The sequence below is a fragment of the Leptolyngbya sp. GB1-A1 genome (assembly GCF_039962475.1).
In the GTDB taxonomy this organism is placed as follows: domain Bacteria; phylum Cyanobacteriota; class Cyanobacteriia; order Elainellales; family Elainellaceae; genus Leptolyngbya_A.
On sequence record NZ_JAMPLI010000028.1, the window covers coordinates 30,749 to 47,692 of the forward strand.

Here is a 16,944-nt window from a genome sequence, read left to right on the forward strand (position 1 = left end):
CTACTGGGTCAGCCCATGCTCCAGCGCGTAGCGCACCAGTTCTGTCCGGCTATTGGTTCCTGTTTTGCTAAAAAGGCGGCTAACGTATTTTTCAACATTGCGAACGCTGGTATCAAGGCGACGTGCGATTTCCTTATTCATCAAGCCTTCTGCCACGAGTTCTAAAACGCTTTGTTCGCGGGGCGTAAAGTCGTGCTTGATCGGGGCAGGGGTTTGAGCAATGCCGCCGCGCTGGTTGAGCATGGCGCGAATTTCGGCAATCTGTTTCGCCATGTCCGCAATGTTAGGCGTTTCACTGTCGGAGGCGGCTTTGTTGAGGGCTGCCCGGCGGCTCAGCAAATTCGTGATCACAGCCACCAATTCATCAGGGTCAAACGGCTTCGAGAGATAAGCATCGACTCCGGCACTGTAGCCCTGAATGCGATCGGTCGTCATGCCCCTTGCCGTCAAAAAAATCACAGGCAGCGTCTCAAACCGGGGGTCATCGCGCATTTGCTGAAGAAACTGGTATCCATCCACCTGTGGCATCATGATGTCTGTGATGACAAGGTCGGGGGACGATCGCTGTAGCAAATCCCAGCCTTCGCGGGCATTACTCGCAGTCTGCACCGTAAAGCCTTCATCTTCCAGGTATGCCTGCACTGCCTGACGCAATCCTGGCTCATCATCTACCAACAAAAGCTGACCTGCCATAGTTCCTTTTGCTAACTCACAAGGGGCGAACTGAGGAGCTAACTCAGTATATTTCTCACTCTAGCGAATTTCCCTGTTCTAAGAGTCTATCCAAAGCCAGTTAGCGAATGTTTTGAACGATCGCGATCGTTGCCCAAACCGCTTTCAATTCTGCTGCCTAATCTCTACCAGTCGTCGAATCCGCTTCGTTTGAGCTTTGTTCAGGTTTGTTCAGCCCCTAAATTTCCTAATGCTGGGGGACCTTGATTAGTTTAGTGTCTTTAAGTTGAGAGGTTAGGGGACGTTTTATCAAGAATTCTCCCTCATTCTGAATTTGTCTAAATTTGTGGGTAGACAGCCGTAAACTCTGGAAAAGAGTAACTCTCCTTATCGTCCTCAAAATTATCGTTCCCAAAGTTCTCCACAATTGGGAAATGTAAGGGGCAATGGAGCACCTCAGATACTTCTCAAACCGCCTCTTTAGTTCTCAAACTGCCTCTGTCAGTCAACCGATAGAAGCAAAGTTTGATTGATGGAATTACGCTTTAGCCCCAAAGCTGGCGAGTCATTAGGGGAACTTTGCTTCACGATCGTCAGTTTTACTCATAGGTTCAATAAATTTTACTAAGTTAAATTGATTTTTCGGGAAGTGATCCCCGAATCTGGTAAAAACCAAAACTTAAGCGTTAAATTGCAGCCTGCGAATTTCTGCAAGCGTAGACAGTTCTGGACATCTCCAATCTCCCGATGGACTAGGACAACCCACCATGACTCCTCACTTTCCTCTGGCTCCTCGCTATCGCTTAGATGATGAACTGCCCTGGCTCGAAGGCATCGACCCGGCGCGGAACTACTGGATTTGGACCAATGGTGAGCGGGAAGCAACTGTGGCGATTCCTGGGATTGTGGCGCCTTCCTTAACCGAATTTAAATCGCTGCTTCGCCAGTTTCGTGCCCTGCAACCGGGCGATCGCATGACGCTGACCCGCACCGCAGACGCTCTGGTAATTCACTGCATCAGCCCAAACTGCTACGCGATCGAAACTCAGATTTCTAAAGCACCTGTCTGGCATTTGTTTGATCAAGAAACCCTCGATAGCCTGCTGATGACCGGACATCCTGACTGGCAGTGTGCCCCCAAAGATATTGAACTGGGCCGACGGTTGCTGCTTCGCGCCTGGACTGCTGCCTGAAGAATTCGTAAAGCTCCCAACGGTGCAAACTCAATCCAATTAGTCGGGACTAAGATAGTCTTGATAGACTAGGGAGAAAAGGGTAGGAACAAAGTCCAATCCCTTTTTCAGATCTCTGCGTCAAGCTGTTGTTAGAAATAAGCTCTTTGTCCATGCTCATTGCCGCTTACCCCGTGGGGGAAACTGCTTTGCATCACCTGCCCGGATTTGTGCCCCTGATTGGTGGATTGTTGCCCGCATTGCCCCTGGATAGTCTGCTCTCCACGCAGGGGGTCATGGTCATGCTTCTGGTTGCCTATGCAGGAGCAATGTGGATGTTTCTCACCAGTGCGCCCAAGGTTTACACCGTAATGGTGTCTGACCTGGAACTGGCACGGCGATTTTATGAGGGAATGCTGGAACTGCCCGCTGCTGATGTGCCCTTGCACTACTACTACAACTACGAGCAGACGCTCGGAACCGCAGGCATCGACCCGTTCTATGGCTCAACCGCGAGCCTGGGCAGATCCAACGAGAGCTATCAGTACTCCGAAGGGCTGTGGTATCAGCTTCGCAAAAACACCCAGCTCCATATTGTTTCGGGGGCAGGACTCGGACCAAAAGATCGCCAGCGTCACGTCTGCTTCGACCGCGACTGTCTAGAGCAACTCTTAATGCGGGTTCAATCCTATGGCGTGAAATACAAGCTGCGTCGGGAAAAGCCGCTCAACTTCCTGGTGAAGGACTACGACGGTCGTATCATCGAAATGGCGGAGGTCTCTAACTAAACTCGCCGGATTCGTTGCTGTAATTAAGAGAAGCTGCAATTAAGAGAAAGAGTGAGCAATATAGAGAACCGAGACAGGTTGAAATAGCCGAGCCTGTTTATTTTAAATCCATCGATCGGTGAGCAAAGCTTATCTATGCCCGAAAATACCTCTCAGGAACTTGCAATTCTTGAAAGTCTGATTTAGTGTCTAGTAGGTTCGTTAAATCCTGATATTCGCGACTCATCCCTGACAAGAGTTTTAGTAAGCTAGTTAGGTCTTACCCTCGCTAGGGATATCCTCTCACATCTCATAAAAGTTGTTTAGGTTCAAGGGATCATTATGGAGCCTGAAGTGAAGCAAGAAGCTGGATCTCCTGGTTACAGTGCTGAAAACGTCAACGTCACGATTAGCACCGACGACTCAGGCACGCTGGCAAACTATTCCTCTACCGATGCATCCAATGAACAGTGGCGGCAGATTGGGGAGAAGATTTCTGCATTCCTGGCAGATCTGCCTGACTACCTGACTGACTTCTTCGGGGAATACAAACGCCCGATCGTCACGGTTGGGTTAATTTTTGGCGCGATCGTTGCTGCTAAGCTGCTGCTTGCCATTCTGGATGCAATCAACGACATTCCCCTGCTGGCTCCTCTGTTTGAGCTGGTGGGCATGGGTTATACTGCCTGGTTTGTCTATCGCTATCTCTGGAAAGCCTCCAATCGTCAGGAATTGGGCAGAGATTTTAACGCGCTGAAAGAGCAAGTCCTGGGCAAGTTTGACTAGGAAGTTTCATAGTTTGATGGGGTGGGTACTGCCCACCTGGTCCGCGCCTTGAGAGAGAAACAATACAAGCAAACAATACAAGATAGCGATCGGTTTCTAACGATCAAAAAAAGGGGGCTAAAGCCCCTTTCTGTTTGTAATGCCACTATTGGTGTAGTACTGCTATTGAATCGATCGAGATGGATAGGCACTCACTCTCAGGGGTCGTTTGAGCAGTTGCATCAGTTCATCCGTTGCCCCCTAAATCCCCCACCCTAAATTCCTCAAAGCGCCCTTATGCGTTTGGGAAGTGCTTGTCCAGGAGCGTGGGCACTTCTTTGGCTGAAATTTTGCTGTAGCGTGTTTTGTCCGGCATCACCACATTGGGACCCGCCTTGCAGCGTTTCATGCAGCCCGTTGGCTTAATCGTAATTTCCTGATCTAGTCCCCGATCGCTCAATTCTTCCTGAAGCGATGCGATTACTGCCCGTCCTCCTTTTTTGCAGCAATCTGATTTACCGCAAACAAAAATACAGCTCTTTTGATTTTTTGCCTTTGGAGCTTCTGAAGGAGTGGGCGGTTGAATCGATGGCTGAACGAATGATTCCATCGGTGGTTCCATCGGCTTCACGATCGTAGTTGACCCGTTGACCGTCAATGTACCTGTTAACTCACCAAGAGACTCGCGCAGCGTGCTATAGGAGCTTTCATCCAGCGTCAGCGGATTCACCTGATAGGCTTTGCGCTTCACCGAGCCTTTCTCAAGGTTCCACTTTTGATTACCTAATACTTCAACTCGCATTCCCGGTAGGAGCGATCGATACAGCAGGGGACGAATTGACTTCGACAGTTTAATCTGCTGCTCTCCGTCATCGGTTGCCAACCGCAGATACTTAAGTTTGTAACCATCGCCCAAAGCAAATCCCAGAAATTGCCCTTCAAGCCGAAAATCAACTGTTCGCGAAGTAAAACACTGAGTCATTTTAGGTAGAAAGAAGAGAAAGGATAGATTAGGTCGAAAGACTGAAAAGTGATGATCTTAAAAAGGTTCAAACTGCAAAGTTTTAGCACAAATTTTTAACGGCACTAGCCAGAGCACTGCCAGCATTTTTCGAGCTGCCCCACCAGTGCAGAACGCGACATTGACCACTGCTGCAAAACGCTGCGAACCTGCATAAGCGCAACGGGAGTGTTAGCAAGAACCCGCAGCCTACCATCAGCTAAACAGTCACAGCAAATATCGAGTTCCTGAAGCCTGTGGCAAACCTGCCAGCGGGCACTGCGATCGCACGAAATGACCTGAGCGTGATCGGTTTGGGAATGAGCCTGTTCCATGAGTGTGAGCGTCGTTCTGATAAAAATTTGCGGCGTAGTGCAAGCGTATTTCTAACTTGGATAGAAAAGGAGTTAGACGATTGGACGCAGCATCTTCCTCTGCAAAACTCCCGTTAAAAGAGGAAGTTTTCAGCAGAGCTTTGATCAGTCCACCCTCAAACTAAGCCGATCCAGGAAATCTTCGAGCGGCACTTATTGAGAATCTTAATCAATAACTCCTGACATCTAATGTACGATGCAATCGCTTCTTTTGCAAACAATTCGCAATTAGAAGCAACAAAACCGCTCGACCAGTCTGATAAATCCTGAAAAGTCACCCTGATGCGTCTGTTATACGCTCTCTTGGTGCTGCTCACTTCATTGGTTCAATTTAGACTTCCTGAGTAGGAAATTTTTCGATTCGCCCTTGCTCTGATTGCTCTGTATCGGCTATATGAGCTGTCCAACGATCGCTCAGGAAGCTCAGCAGATCGCCTACCGTGTCAAAGTCTGAGTCGTGAAGCAGTTCTTCAATATCAATTGCAAAACTTTGCCAGAAGTCCTGACTGAGGGTAAACATCCAATCAAACCAGCAGATTTGGCTCCAGTGCAGATCTGCTTCCAGTCGATCGGTGAGCCGCACTCGTCCGATTTCTAAACCAGAGTATTGCTGGAGATGAGTATAGGCAAAGAGGGCGATCGGTACAGCAATTCCCTCTGGTTGACAGTATTGCTCAATCCATTCCTGTTCGATCAGGTAAGGACGCTGATCGAGCTGTTGCCGCACTCGACGACGCACCTGCAAATCTGGACTCATTGCCCTATAAGCCTTGAATCCCCGGTACCAATTTCTCCAGTTTTTCAACCGTTGCCACATAGTTCTCAGTGCGACGGGCTGCTGAACTGTCAGACAAGCCTTGTTCCCAGTATTCCCAGCTTAGGCTGAATTGCGCGAAAGTGGAGTGGGAGAGGGGCGAAGGGGTGGAGGGGTAGAATGCGCGGATGAGGAGTTGAAGGGGTCAGGAGGGGTGATTTGAGTCGGGCAAGAGGCTATCTTTTAGTATTGGGAGCAGAAATTTTATTCGCCTACTACCTATCCACCTATCCACCTATCTCCCTATCCACCCATTTATTTAGAAGAAAGACAATGACGCTTACCGTCTATGGCATTCCTACTTGTGGAACCTGCAAAAAGGCTTTGCAGTGGCTAGACAATCACGCGCTCAACTACGAGTTTGTGAATACCAAAGAGCATCCACCTTCGCGGGAAGCGATCGCATCCTGGGTTCAAGCGTTGGGAGCAAAGCCGATGCGAAATACTTCTGGGCAAGCCTATCGGGCGCTGGGGGACGAGAAAAATGGCTGGACAGAGGCACAGTGGACTGATGCTTTTGCCCAGGATGTGATGCTGCTGAAGCGACCGCTGTTCGTTCAGGATGGTCAGGCGATCGCGGTGGGGTTTCGCGATGCGGAGGCAATTCGAGCCAGAATCCAGCCTTAAAGGGTTTGCTTGAAGGGTCTTGGGGGCGAGACCAGTTCACGGCTGATCGTTGTTCCAAACTGACTCTTCCCCTTCCCGCACAATCAAAATTTCTTCTGATCGAATGCTGACCTCTACCCGATCGCCATACTGAATGCCTAGAATTCTGGGCAGGATTAGCTCGATCGTGCCGGGGTCTTGAAAATGACCCAGTTTCGTTTCCGGGCGCGGGTAATAGACCCATCCGCCATAAATGCGCGAGTAATAGCTCAGGCGACAGGGCGAAAAGGAGAAATCTTCCGGCGCGTGTTCGGGCGACCATTTGACGCCGTGAAATGTGTACTGGGGCATTTGCACAACAAACTGAGCCGGGCGCAGCGACACATTCAGCGTGGCGGGATAATCGCTCGATAAATCTAAGCCTAGTTCTTTAAAGAACGGTATCTGCATCTCGATACTGCCCCTGGGATAAGGACTCTCCTTCGATCGCCCCGACGCGATCTGATGCCCTGCAACAACCACACCCGCCACCGTTTTCCACACCATTTCCTGTGTCCTTTTCCTGACTCTTTTCTTAGCTTTTAATAACAAGCTAAAGACAGACGATCGCTCAAATTCCTCATGCTAGCCTGTGAGCAATTGTTATGCTCGCTTCACGTTTAAGCTCACTTTTTACTTTGACACCAGGAGGAATTTTTCATGGTTCAAACGCCCCCTCCCCCAATTTCCCCTAAACAAATGACCATTCTGCGAATTGCCACCGCAATGGCTTGGTCAGATGGTGGACTGACAACCGAAGAAGTGAATGTTCTGCTCGATCGCCTCAGCCAACTGTTTGCCAGCGATAGCCACCAGCAGCAGCTTCACCAAGAACTCCAGGATTACATGATGCAAAACCTTCCCCTGGATGAACTCCTACCTAAGCTGCAAACTGAAGAAGAAAAAGAGCTGGTGCTGCGCCTAGCCTACGAAGTGATTCGATCGAGTTCTCGCGTTCCCAGCGAAGCCAAAATCAACCAGGAAGAAGCCACTGCTTACGAAAAACTGATTAGCTCCCTCAACCTGCCCTCAGAGAAAGTTAAACAAATCGAGTTCGAGATCGACGCTTTAGATAAAAAAGATGATCTGATTGATTTGTTGACAGAGCGGTTGGGGAGTTCTGCTTGAAGGCAGAAGGGGGATGGGTGGATCAGTTGAAATATCCCTCCGCCCTTCTAACTCATCTCCAACATCCGCCGAATCGGATGCAAAGCCGCCTGCTGAATCTCAGGGGTGAGCGTGACTTCAGGCGATCGATTTTTCATTGCCAGGTAAATCTTCTCCAAAGTGTTGAGCCGCATGTGGGGGCACTCGTTGCAGGCACACTGATTTTGTGGCGGAGCGGGAATAAATTCTTTGTGTGGAGCGGCTTTCTGCATCTGGTGAATGATGCCGGGTTCGGTGACAACGATAAAGCGATCGGCTTCGCCCTTGAGCGCGTAGTTCAGCAGAGCCGTCGTCGAGCCAATATAATCAGCATGTTGCAGAACGGCGGGTTCACATTCAGGGTGGGCAATCACCTTTGCCTGCGGGTGTTCCATCTTGAGCTGAATAATCTTGCGCTCCGAGAAGGTTTCATGCACGATGCAGCTTCCCTGCCACAGCACCAGATTTCGTCCGGTTTGCTCCATTACATAGCGTCCTAGGTTGCGATCGGGCGCGAAGATGATCGGCTGATCGGCGGGGATTTGCGACACGATTTTGACAGCGTTTGAGCTAGTGCAGATGATATCGCTCATCGCCTTAATTTCTGCTGTGCAGTTGATGTAAGACACCACCAAATGGTCTGGGTGAGCCGCCTTAAAACGGGCAAACTCCGCCGGAGGGCAGCTATCTGCCAGCGAACAGCCTGCGTTTAGATCGGGCAGCAGCACCAGCTTATCGGGATTGAGGATTTTTGCCGTCTCTGCCATAAAGTGAACTCCGGCAAAGACAATCACATCTGCGCTGGTTTTGGCGGCTTCCTGAGAAAGTCCTAGCGAGTCGCCCAAATAATCAGCAATGTCCTGAATCTCTGGGTCTTGATAATAGTGCGCCAGAATGACAGCGTTTAGCTCTTGCTTCAACGCCTGGATCGTGCCAACGAGGTCAAACGGAATGCGATTTTCCCTTTGGGAAACGGCAGAATTTTGGTGAGAAAGTACAGTTGTAAACACGGGAAATTCTGAGTTTTGTCTGGGTCTTGCAGTTGAAAAGCTCACTCGTTGAAGGAGTGATGTCAACAATTATAGTTGTTTTTACCAAAAGTACCAGATAAATTCCGTTGCCGCCTGTTGACGCGGTAGGGCTACTCTTTCTCACCGACTCCCTACTCACTGACTCCCTACGAACCGAATTGTTCTTCTTCGTGTCCGACCCACCACTCGCCCAGGTTCATCAAATCCTGGTGAATGTCTGTGAGTTCTTGCTCGTATTCGCCAGGAGTCAGGTCTTCCCGCCGCTCTTTTAGTTTTTGCAGCCGCAACTGAGCGAGTAACCAGGGCTTTGAGATGCTGTCGGTTGCTTCTAGATATTTTGCTAAATCGTCGCTGTTCATGGCGTTATCCCTGTTCAGTTGGTAGAGGTTAAGTTAAGTCTGGTGGAATCGATCGATTTAGAGGCCGCCTGATCAGTTGCGTGATTAGGTTGCGTAATTCAGTTTCGAATCTTCTAGATTTCCCCCTAAATTCCCCAAGATTGGGAGGCTTTGAAAGCGAGTTGAGAAGGGGTTTCTCCTGAATTAAGGGTCGTTTGGATCAGGGGTATTCCGTCTCCAACTTCCGCTCATTGCCGATCGCCTAAAACAGCTTCTTCCGCAGCCACACTTTCAATCGCCTGACGCGCAATCCGGCTAATGTAAAGGGTGACGGCGATCGTCGCGATCAAACCCATAATCCTGACTGCCCACTGCAGTTTAGAATTGGCTAGCTGAGCCGTTCCCAGGTTTGCCAGGCTTCCGGCGATCGACCCTAAGTAGACATACAGCACCGTTCCCGGAATCATACCGACGCTGCCCAGCACGTAATCCTTCAGCGATACACCCGTCACGCCCAACGCATAGTTGAGCAGGTTAAACGGAATAATTGGCGACAGCCGCGACAACAGTACAACTTTAAACCCCGACTGACTTACCGCCCGATCGATCGCCTGAAAGCGCGAATCGTTTGCAATCCGGCGGCTCACCCAACCCCGAACTCCGTAGCGTCCGATCAGAAATGCCAGCGTTGCGCCGATCGTTGCCCCCAGGAATGCCCAGACTGATCCCCACACCAGCCCAAAGACTGCGCCTGCACCAAGCGTCAGCAGCGATCCGGGCACAAACGCAACGGTAGTCAAGCTATAAAGGACAATAAACTGGATTGCTCCCCAGTTAGACTGTTGAATCGCCTCCAACAAATGTTTTGTGGTTTCTTGCAGAGGAAGTGCCGCCAGCATTACGCCTCAGTGAGGGCAGGAACAGCTCCCTTTATCTCAAAAATTCGCTCGATCACGGCTTCCACAATGCGATCGGGCGTAGAGGCTCCAGAGGTAATCCCAACCGTAATCTTGCCAGGGGGTAGCCAGTTCTCCTCAATCTGCAAGTCTTGATGCAGGGGCTTGTGCTGTACTTGATTGCCGGGACCAATGCGATCGGGACTGTCGATGTGATACGAAGGAATGTCGTACTCGATGCCGATTTCCTGAAGGTGCGTAGTGTTTGAGGAGTTGTAGCCACCGATCACCACCATCAGGTCGAGCTTTTCCTTGACGAGCTGATACATCGCGTCCTGCCGTTCCTGCGTGGCGTCGCAGATGGTGTTAAACGCTAGAAAATGCTGATTCAGGCGATCGGGCCCGTATTTCTTCATCAGCGTATGCTCAAACAGTTTGCCGATCTGCTCGGTTTCGCCTTTGAGCATTGTCGTCTGATTGGCAATGCCGAGGGATTGCAGGTCGCGATCGGGGTCGAATCCCGCAGAGCAGGCGCGGCTAAACTTTGCTATAAACTCATCCCGGTTGCCGCCTTGTAGAATGTAGTCGCATACATACTGCGCTTCTGCCAGGTTTAGCACAATCAGATAGGTTCCGGCAAAAGAGCTAGTCGCTACGGTTTCTTCGTGGTTGTACTTGCCGTGAATAATCGAGGTGTAGCTGCTTTTTTTGTGCTTTTCGACCGTGTTCCACACCTTCGATACCCAGGGACAGGTCGTATCGACGATCGTGCAGCCTTTCTCACTCAGGAGCTTCATTTCCTGAACGCTCGCGCCAAACGCAGGCAGAATTACCACATCGCCAGAATCGACCACCGAAAAATCCTTGTTACCCTTCTCCACCGGAATAAAGCCCACGTTCATTTCCCCCAGGCGTTGATTCACCGACGGGTTATGAATGATTTCGTTGGTAATCCAGATCTGCTCGTTGGGGAAGTGCCTCCGCGTTTCATACGCCATCGCCACGGCTCGCTCCACGCCCCAGCAAAACCCAAATGCCTCTGCCAGTCGAATCGTCACATCGCCCCGCGTCAGGGAATACTGGTTTGTCCGAATCTGCTGAATCAGCTCGCTCTGATACTCGGACTCCATCTGTCCAGACACCTCTTCCGCATGACCAAATCCTTTGCGGTGATACTGTTCAGACTGATTGAGCGATCGTTTAAAGGCTTTGGTATCCATGCCGTCTTGCTGCGAAACTCCTTGCCAATTTCAGCGTATCAGATTTACCCTTCACTCCCAGACCTTTCCGCCGCACAAACTATCCGCCGCTAAACTATCTACCCCACAAACTATCTACTGCACAGACTACTGCAACTCAGGCTCCAGCAATTCATGCCCATACACTTGCAGTGCAACGCTCCAAATCTCGTAGCCTTTAGGATTCAAATGCAGACCGTCTGTGCTGTATTCCATCCGCAGGTCTCCGGCGGAGTCGGTAAAGATGGGGTAAAGGTTGAGGAAATAAACGCCTTCCTCGCGGGCGATCGTCTCTAGCTCGTCGTTGAGTTCCTGAATGCGGCGATTTGGAATTGCCAGCAGCCGATCGCGTCCTTCCCAGGTGGCAGCGTCTCCGGCATGGGGCAGAATCGACTGAAGCACAATCTGCGCTTTGGGGTGGCTCTCTTTCAGGTCGCGCACAATCTCTTGCTGGTTGGCGAGAATCGTGCGATCGTTTACGCCTCGGATGACATCATTAATGCCAATCATCACAAAAATTGTTTCGGGCGCGGTTTCTCCAAATAAATCCAGACGCTTAAGCAGACCCGCAGACGTTTCTCCCGAAATAGCCTGATTCAGCCAGACTCGCTCTCGCGGCAGCATCTCGACGGGAAACCAGAGACTAATAGAGTCGCCTGCCAGGACGGTAAGCCGTTTGGGTTTTTGCTGGGCGATCGCTTTGGCTTCGCGTCCGAGCTGCTCGATCCACTCCTCATAGGACAATTGCCGTCGAGGGTTTGCTTCCAGGCTTGTGGAGGAATCCATCGAAACCGTTGATGCCTGATTGCGGGGCGATGTGGTGCTAGACAATGTGGTGCTAGACGATGTGGTGGCTTGCGCGGCTTGATTCGCACGGGCACCTGAGGGAAGCGGCATCTCGAGCGATCGCAGCATTGTCAACAGCACAAACGCCAGAAACCCATTCATTGCCAGAGACAAAAATACCCAACGCGGCAGCAGTGACCACCGGAGCCGCACCGACGAAAACAGCAGAAATTGACGAACTGCGCGAAGCCGACGCTGGCTGACCCGTCGCAGGGAATGTTTATCTTGCACGCCGAACCTTACAGACGCGATCTAAAAGACATCGCCAATCATAACCTGAACTTTCTGCTTTGTTGTGCTAATTTCTCCTGACAACAATCAGACTCAAGATGAGGGCAATCAAGCTAATTCCAGGCGCGGCTTTTGAGCGAGCGATCGAGGTAAACCAGAATGCCGATCGCCACCCCCACACTCCCAATTCCCACAAGCCAGAAAGAGTGGGCAATCTCGATCGACTGACCCATTGCCCAGCCGCCTATGATGGGACCAATAAAATAGCCTACTGCCCAGCAAAGCGAATTAATCGATAAGTACACACCTCGCATAGACTCAGGCGCAAGATTTGCCACCAGTGCCGAAGCCGCAGGCGTATAAGCGATCGTTGCAATTGCCATCACCGCGACGCTCAACCCAGCCCAGAGTGCCGTTCCTCCCGGTAAGCTTCCCGTTAGCCACACCAGCAAAAAGCCGATCGCCCAAAACACCGCCGACACACTCAACACTTGTGGATGGGTATAGCGATTGAGCCAACGAGCCACTGGAAGCTGAAGCAGCGCAGCCAGCACAATATACCAGGTAAACAGCAAACTCAGGGCAGTAAAATTTGCCTCACCGTTTGCCGCCTGTCCTGAACGCTGTCCGAATCCCACAAAGTTCGTCAGGTAAAGGGGCAGAGCCGTATTCAGCAACGACAGATAAGTGGTAAACAAAACATTAACCGCGACATAGATTCGCAGCGGATGATCTCGCAGAGCCACAGCCCAACCCCGCCAGATTTGTTTCGTCGCGCGATCGACGTTCAGCGTTTCCCGAATTGCCCCATGGATAATGCCCAAAAACACCACAAACGAGATGCCGTCAATCCAAAATAGCAGCCGAAACGCTCCCGTCGCGCCAATTAGCAGCCCGCCAAACACGACTCCCAACGCCAAACCCAAATTATCTGCAAGCCGGGTCAGCGCATAAGCCTCGTTGCGTTGATCGATCGCCGTTAAATCCGCCACGGCCGACTCCATTGAGGGCCAATACAGCCCCACCCCCAACCCCATCAGCAAATTGCTCAGCAAAAATGTCGGAAAATTGTAGCTGAGTGCCAGCATAATATCTGCCACAGCCGAAAATGCTGCCGATAACAGCAACGTCTTGCGTCGTCCCCAGCGCGGCGAGTCAGACATTAGCCCACCTATAATTCGCCCAAACACCCCCGAAATCGATTCACTGCCAATGCCAATTCCCACTGCCGTCGCAGATAGCCCCACCTCATTCACAAAAAACACCGCCGCATAAAACAGCACAAACCCAGTACCAACCTGAGATAGCAGCCTGCCCAGCATCAAAATCCAAACGGCACGATTGAGCTTGGGCAACTGAGCCTGAAATTTACGGGAAATTGGATTCATGCGGCATTGGTAGAGTGTTCTCTGTCAGTGTAGGAGATGAGGAAGGGAGTGGGTAGGTGAGGAGATGGGGAGGTGGGGGAACGGTTCTGAAAAACAGTAATAAAGTTTGAATACCAATGCTTTGCCTAACCTGGATGCCGTGACCTGGATGCCATGACCTGAATGCCGTGGCCTGGAAAATTAACAGATGGGTTGTAATGATATGTCTTAAAAGACAACCCATGAAAAACTGGCAGCATTGACCTGGCACAACCGCAGGAATTTGATATGAATTCAACCTCATCTACCCGCCAAACAAATATCACGATCTGGCATCTGGAATTGTTCAAAGCACAGCATTCTTCCTCTGAGGATAATCCGCAATTTCGCCCGAGTCGATCGCAGCCAGAGGATCTAAAAATCGAACAGGCAATGATTCCCTCTCCAGAACTGAGCCGCTTTCTCTACACCAGTGTCGGCGGCGACTGGTACTGGATCGATCGCCTTCACTGGACTTACGATCGCTGGATGCAATATCTCGATCGCCCCGAACTCGAAACCTGGGTCGCATCCCTTAAAGGCACTCCAGCAGGCTACATCGAATTAGAAGTACAGCCAGACAACAGCGTTAAAATTGCCTATTTCGGACTGCTCAAAGCCTTCATCGGAAAGGGCATCGGCGGATATTTGCTCAGCCTTGGCATCGATCGTGCCTGGAACTTGAGCGCAACTCGCATTTTTGTCGATACGTGCAGCCTCGATGGAGAATTCGCGCTAAAAAACTACCAGTCTCGCGGCTTTCAAATCTACAAAACAGAAACGGTCGTTAAAGAATTGCCGATTCGGGCGATCGGACCCTGGGAAGGGGCGTATTCCTGAACTTGTTCTTCTTTGGATTTGGCACAGGGAAAAAACCTGACTTGTCCTTCCCATGCTCTAGCAAGACTGTACTCAGCAATCAGAATAATTTCCTCGATCGCTAAACGATTGGAACACAGCTGTATTGAAAGCTACTGCCGATTTTTTCTAAAGCTTACAGCGTCGGAAAAAATAGCCGCAAATACCCAGCAATCATCGCATCCCCAAAAAACAGGGAAATTCCTGCCCCGATCGCCAAAAACGGACCAAACGGCATCGGCTGACGACGATCGATTAATCCCAACGCCAGTGCCCCGCCGCCTGCAAAAGCCCCGATTGCACAAGCCAGAAACCCCGCCAATAAAGCCAGTTTCCAGCCCAGCCACGCGCCCATCATTGCTGCTAATTTTGCATCGCCACCGCCCATTGCGGTTTTGCCAAAGGCGATCGATCCAAGGAGGGTCACGATATCGAAAATCCAGATCGCCACAACTGCGCCAATAATCCCCATCATGAGGGAATTGGCTGCACCGGAAACGCCTGCATTTGCCCAACCTACGATGAGTTGAAATATCAGTCCGGCAATCAGCCCCGATTGGGTCAGCGAATTCGGCAGCGTCAGCGTATCCCAATCAATCAGCGACAGAGCCAGCAGCCAGCTCACAAACGCCCAGTAGCCCAACCCTGGCAGAGGCAAACTAAACACCCAAAACACCAGCACAAACAAAATTCCGGTTACCGCCTCGATCGCCGGATAGCGCGGCGAAATCTTAGTCCGACAGTGACGACATTTTCCCTTCAGCCACAGCCAGCCCAAAATCGGCACATTGTCATAGGGTTTCAGCCGATGCAAACAGCGCGGACAGCGAGACGGCGGATAGAGCAGCGACACTCCTGCCGGAATTCGGTAAATCACCACATTCAAAAAACTGCCGATACAGGCTCCGATCGCAAACACAAGCAGGCTCAAAATGCCTGAAATCAGCAGTTCCATAAACGGTCGATCCAGCGCGAAGGTCTATTCCGGTTGCAGGTTCGGACAAATGGTGTGGCTTTCCTGCAATTCTGCGGGGTCATGCCACCCAGCCAGAATACCCTGAAGCTGTGATCGAAGCACTTGCAGCGATTCAATTTGCCGACTAATTTCAGCCACTTTTTGTTCTAGATACTGCTTTACCTGACCGCAGGGCAACTCTCCCTGATCATGAACCGATAAAATCTGCTGAATTTCGTTCAGATGCAGTCCCAAAGCCTGCGCCCGTTTAATAAATGCCAGGCGATCGAGGACATCGACCCTGAATAAACGATAGCCCGTGTCCGATCGCTCAACGATGGGAGCCAGCAAGCCAATGTCGTCGTAATAGCGAATCGTTTTAATCGGCAGACCGCTTTCCGATGCCACTTCCCCAATTTTGAGTAGCTTTTCTGCTTGAGTTGTCCCGCTTGTGATCATGGCTTGTGTTGAGGTTTACCCTGCTGCTGATTGAGCAAAATATCTAAAATGCGGCGGTTCTCAGATTGCATCCCTCTAATCCCCGACGGCATCTCGTTCATTTCGTTGGCTTTCAAACTTTACGAGCATCGACATCGATCGTCGCCAGATGAGCATCCGAATCCAGCAAATAGCGCGCGTGACGCGACTGCGATTTTGGCTGAGGCTGGATTGGTTCCTGGCGAATTTGCTGCATGAGCTTCCAGCGCACCCCGATCGCCAGTCCTACCGTGCCTAGACCGATCGCCAACAGCGTTTGATAGCCACTTGTTCCGCCAATGATCGCATCAACCAAGCCTATTGTCAGCATGAATCCGGTAATGGGTTCTTTGCGGTAAAGCGATCGAATCTTTCTCGTCCAGTTCATGGTCGGACTCCTGAGCAGGAGAACAATTGAGGAATCTTTTACCTATCTAATGTAGCGTGTGGCTAGGTAAGTAAGCGGAGCCTATTACTCCTGAACAGTAGCAGCAGGGGGTAGGCTATCTAAGTTAGAAAATACAACAGGAAACACTGAGATAAACCTTCGCCAAAGATGAGTATATGCACCCAAGAATCAATATAACAATCTTAAAAGACACCTAATAGACACACTGAATTTATCAAAAGAAGCTTTATTTAACTGAAATCATTCATATTTGCCATTAGCGACGAGAACGATACCAGAGCACAAAAACATAGGTTAGACAGGTCAATACGGCTCCGAGCAGATTGCCTTTCTGTCGCTGCTGCTGTTGAGTTTTCAATGCTAATCCCGGTTGATTCGCAGCGGGTAGGAGGAGCATGAGGGGTAGTCCCAGCAATCCATTTCCTACAAAGATCCAGAAACACCAGCGATATCCTTTTCGATGGGCAATGCGAGCTGTTGTAACGTAAAGCCGAATTTGGGCTACAAAGAGGGCAAGAACAAAGAGTCCGATAAACAATTCAGGCAATTAGCACCTCGCAGTACAGTACAAGATTTTGCATCAATTCTCGGAAGTTATGAAAATTCTCCTGACAGTACTGATTTGCCGCTGATTTCATTTGCCCCTCAGGATTTCCCTTCACCTGCTGAATGTGCTTTTATGCCGTCTTCCTCCGTGAGTCGTGCTGTTCGTTTCTGTGCTGCCTGCTGCCATTTTATCCTCACAACCTTGCTCGTTATTCCTGCCTGTTCTGATGTAGCGCATCACTATGCAAGTCCTAAAACTCAGTTTGTGTTCTCCTGGGTGGTCGGTTTGATCTTACTAGAGTCGGCATGAGCGTTGCCTTTGCTAGCTCCCTTCATCTTGTTTGCTGCTGTGCAGGTA

22 protein-coding genes are annotated in these 16,944 nt (G+C 50.5%); 7 read left to right on the forward strand and 15 right to left on the reverse strand.

Annotated elements, in window-relative coordinates:
- On the reverse strand, nucleotides 1-693 hold the full coding sequence (locus NDI45_RS21190) for a response regulator transcription factor (protein WP_190792563.1): 693 nt from the start codon (nucleotides 691-693) through the stop codon (nucleotides 1-3).
- A gap of 746 nt (nucleotides 694-1,439) precedes the next feature.
- On the opposite strand from NDI45_RS21190, the gene NDI45_RS21195 reads away from it, so the two are divergent.
- The 3 genes from NDI45_RS21195 (at nucleotide 1,440) to NDI45_RS21205 (ending at nucleotide 3,397) form a co-directional block, all read left to right on the forward strand.
- Nucleotides 1,440-1,865, forward strand: coding sequence for a hypothetical protein (locus tag NDI45_RS21195; protein WP_348248606.1), 426 nt, complete (start codon nucleotides 1,440-1,442; stop codon nucleotides 1,863-1,865).
- A 152-nt stretch (nucleotides 1,866-2,017) separates the two neighbouring features.
- On the forward strand, nucleotides 2,018-2,632 hold the full coding sequence (locus NDI45_RS21200; protein WP_347277887.1) for a glyoxalase-like domain protein: 615 nt from the start codon (nucleotides 2,018-2,020) through the stop codon (nucleotides 2,630-2,632).
- A 321-nt stretch (nucleotides 2,633-2,953) separates the two neighbouring features.
- On the forward strand, nucleotides 2,954-3,397 hold the full coding sequence (locus NDI45_RS21205) for a CAAD domain-containing protein (protein WP_348248607.1): 444 nt from the start codon (nucleotides 2,954-2,956) through the stop codon (nucleotides 3,395-3,397).
- A 274-nt stretch (nucleotides 3,398-3,671) separates the two neighbouring features.
- Here the strand turns inward: NDI45_RS21205 and NDI45_RS21210 are convergent, their stop codons facing one another.
- From NDI45_RS21210 to NDI45_RS21220, 3 genes are all read right to left on the reverse strand, one after another.
- Nucleotides 3,672-4,358 carry a (2Fe-2S) ferredoxin domain-containing protein gene (locus NDI45_RS21210; RefSeq protein WP_348248608.1) on the reverse strand — a complete coding sequence of 229 codons (687 nt, stop codon included), beginning with the start codon at nucleotides 4,356-4,358 and terminating at the stop codon, nucleotides 3,672-3,674.
- Nucleotides 4,359-4,462: 104 nt separating this feature from the next.
- Nucleotides 4,463-4,711, reverse strand: coding sequence for an Asr1405/Asl0597 family protein (locus tag NDI45_RS21215; RefSeq protein ID WP_190792560.1), 249 nt, complete (start codon nucleotides 4,709-4,711; stop codon nucleotides 4,463-4,465).
- 370 nt (nucleotides 4,712-5,081) lie between these two features.
- Nucleotides 5,082-5,507 (reverse strand): hypothetical protein, encoded by a 426-nt coding sequence (locus tag NDI45_RS21220; protein ID WP_190792559.1) that lies wholly within the window; start codon nucleotides 5,505-5,507, stop codon nucleotides 5,082-5,084.
- 330 nt (nucleotides 5,508-5,837) lie between these two features.
- Here NDI45_RS21220 and NDI45_RS21225 point away from each other — a divergent pair, with 330 nt between their 5' ends.
- Nucleotides 5,838-6,191 (forward strand): Spx/MgsR family RNA polymerase-binding regulatory protein, encoded by a 354-nt coding sequence (locus NDI45_RS21225; RefSeq protein ID WP_190792558.1) that lies wholly within the window; start codon nucleotides 5,838-5,840, stop codon nucleotides 6,189-6,191.
- A 36-nt stretch (nucleotides 6,192-6,227) separates the two neighbouring features.
- Here NDI45_RS21225 and NDI45_RS21230 read toward each other — a convergent pair whose 3' ends face one another.
- A complete protein-coding gene (locus NDI45_RS21230) occupies nucleotides 6,228-6,716 on the reverse strand; it encodes a hypothetical protein (RefSeq protein WP_190792557.1) in 489 nt (162 codons plus the stop codon).
- A gap of 153 nt (nucleotides 6,717-6,869) precedes the next feature.
- Here NDI45_RS21230 and NDI45_RS21235 point away from each other — a divergent pair, with 153 nt between their 5' ends.
- Nucleotides 6,870-7,337: a TerB family tellurite resistance protein gene (locus NDI45_RS21235; protein ID WP_348248609.1), complete on the forward strand. Its 468-nt coding sequence runs from the start codon at nucleotides 6,870-6,872 to the stop codon at nucleotides 7,335-7,337.
- Between the two features lie 47 nt (nucleotides 7,338-7,384).
- Here the strand turns inward: NDI45_RS21235 and nadA are convergent, their stop codons facing one another.
- From nadA to NDI45_RS21265, 6 genes are all read right to left on the reverse strand, one after another.
- Nucleotides 7,385-8,365 carry a quinolinate synthase NadA gene (nadA, locus tag NDI45_RS21240; protein ID WP_348248610.1) on the reverse strand — a complete coding sequence of 327 codons (981 nt, stop codon included), beginning with the start codon at nucleotides 8,363-8,365 and terminating at the stop codon, nucleotides 7,385-7,387.
- Nucleotides 8,366-8,532: 167 nt separating this feature from the next.
- Complete coding sequence (locus NDI45_RS21245) at nucleotides 8,533-8,745, reverse strand: hypothetical protein (RefSeq protein ID WP_190791343.1); 213 nt, start codon at nucleotides 8,743-8,745, stop codon at nucleotides 8,533-8,535.
- 227 nt (nucleotides 8,746-8,972) lie between these two features.
- Nucleotides 8,973-9,623: a TVP38/TMEM64 family protein gene (locus NDI45_RS21250; RefSeq protein ID WP_190791344.1), complete on the reverse strand. Its 651-nt coding sequence runs from the start codon at nucleotides 9,621-9,623 to the stop codon at nucleotides 8,973-8,975.
- On the reverse strand, nucleotides 9,623-10,840 hold the full coding sequence (locus tag NDI45_RS21255; protein WP_348248611.1) for a 4-hydroxy-3-methylbut-2-enyl diphosphate reductase: 1,218 nt from the start codon (nucleotides 10,838-10,840) through the stop codon (nucleotides 9,623-9,625). The genes NDI45_RS21250 and NDI45_RS21255 overlap by 1 nt, the downstream gene beginning before the upstream one ends.
- A 126-nt stretch (nucleotides 10,841-10,966) precedes the next feature.
- The gene (locus NDI45_RS21260; protein ID WP_348248612.1) at nucleotides 10,967-11,935 is read right to left on the reverse strand and encodes an SGNH/GDSL hydrolase family protein; all 969 of its coding nucleotides are present in this window, start codon (nucleotides 11,933-11,935) and stop codon (nucleotides 10,967-10,969) included.
- A gap of 113 nt (nucleotides 11,936-12,048) precedes the next feature.
- Nucleotides 12,049-13,323, reverse strand: a complete 1,275-nt coding sequence (locus NDI45_RS21265) for an MFS transporter (protein WP_348248613.1) — start codon at nucleotides 13,321-13,323, stop codon at nucleotides 12,049-12,051.
- A gap of 267 nt (nucleotides 13,324-13,590) precedes the next feature.
- Here NDI45_RS21265 and NDI45_RS21270 point away from each other — a divergent pair, with 267 nt between their 5' ends.
- Nucleotides 13,591-14,181 carry a GNAT family N-acetyltransferase gene (locus NDI45_RS21270; RefSeq protein WP_348248614.1) on the forward strand — a complete coding sequence of 197 codons (591 nt, stop codon included), beginning with the start codon at nucleotides 13,591-13,593 and terminating at the stop codon, nucleotides 14,179-14,181.
- Nucleotides 14,182-14,335: 154 nt separating this feature from the next.
- Here NDI45_RS21270 and NDI45_RS21275 read toward each other — a convergent pair whose 3' ends face one another.
- The 4 genes from NDI45_RS21275 to NDI45_RS21290 form a co-directional block, all read right to left on the reverse strand.
- Nucleotides 14,336-15,154 carry a prepilin peptidase gene (locus NDI45_RS21275; RefSeq protein WP_348248615.1) on the reverse strand — a complete coding sequence of 273 codons (819 nt, stop codon included), beginning with the start codon at nucleotides 15,152-15,154 and terminating at the stop codon, nucleotides 14,336-14,338.
- 24 nt (nucleotides 15,155-15,178) lie between these two features.
- On the reverse strand, nucleotides 15,179-15,613 hold the full coding sequence (locus NDI45_RS21280) for a heavy metal-responsive transcriptional regulator (RefSeq protein ID WP_348248616.1): 435 nt from the start codon (nucleotides 15,611-15,613) through the stop codon (nucleotides 15,179-15,181).
- 112 nt (nucleotides 15,614-15,725) lie between these two features.
- Complete coding sequence (locus NDI45_RS21285) at nucleotides 15,726-16,019, reverse strand: hypothetical protein (protein ID WP_348248617.1); 294 nt, start codon at nucleotides 16,017-16,019, stop codon at nucleotides 15,726-15,728.
- Nucleotides 16,020-16,296: 277 nt separating this feature from the next.
- On the reverse strand, nucleotides 16,297-16,437 hold the full coding sequence (locus NDI45_RS21290) for a hypothetical protein (protein WP_348248618.1): 141 nt from the start codon (nucleotides 16,435-16,437) through the stop codon (nucleotides 16,297-16,299).
- A 99-nt stretch (nucleotides 16,438-16,536) separates the two neighbouring features.
- Between NDI45_RS21290 and NDI45_RS21295 the strand changes: the two genes are divergently transcribed.
- Nucleotides 16,537-16,896, forward strand: a complete 360-nt coding sequence (locus tag NDI45_RS21295; protein WP_348248619.1) for a hypothetical protein — start codon at nucleotides 16,537-16,539, stop codon at nucleotides 16,894-16,896.
- Nucleotides 16,897-16,944: the final 48 nt, after the last annotated feature.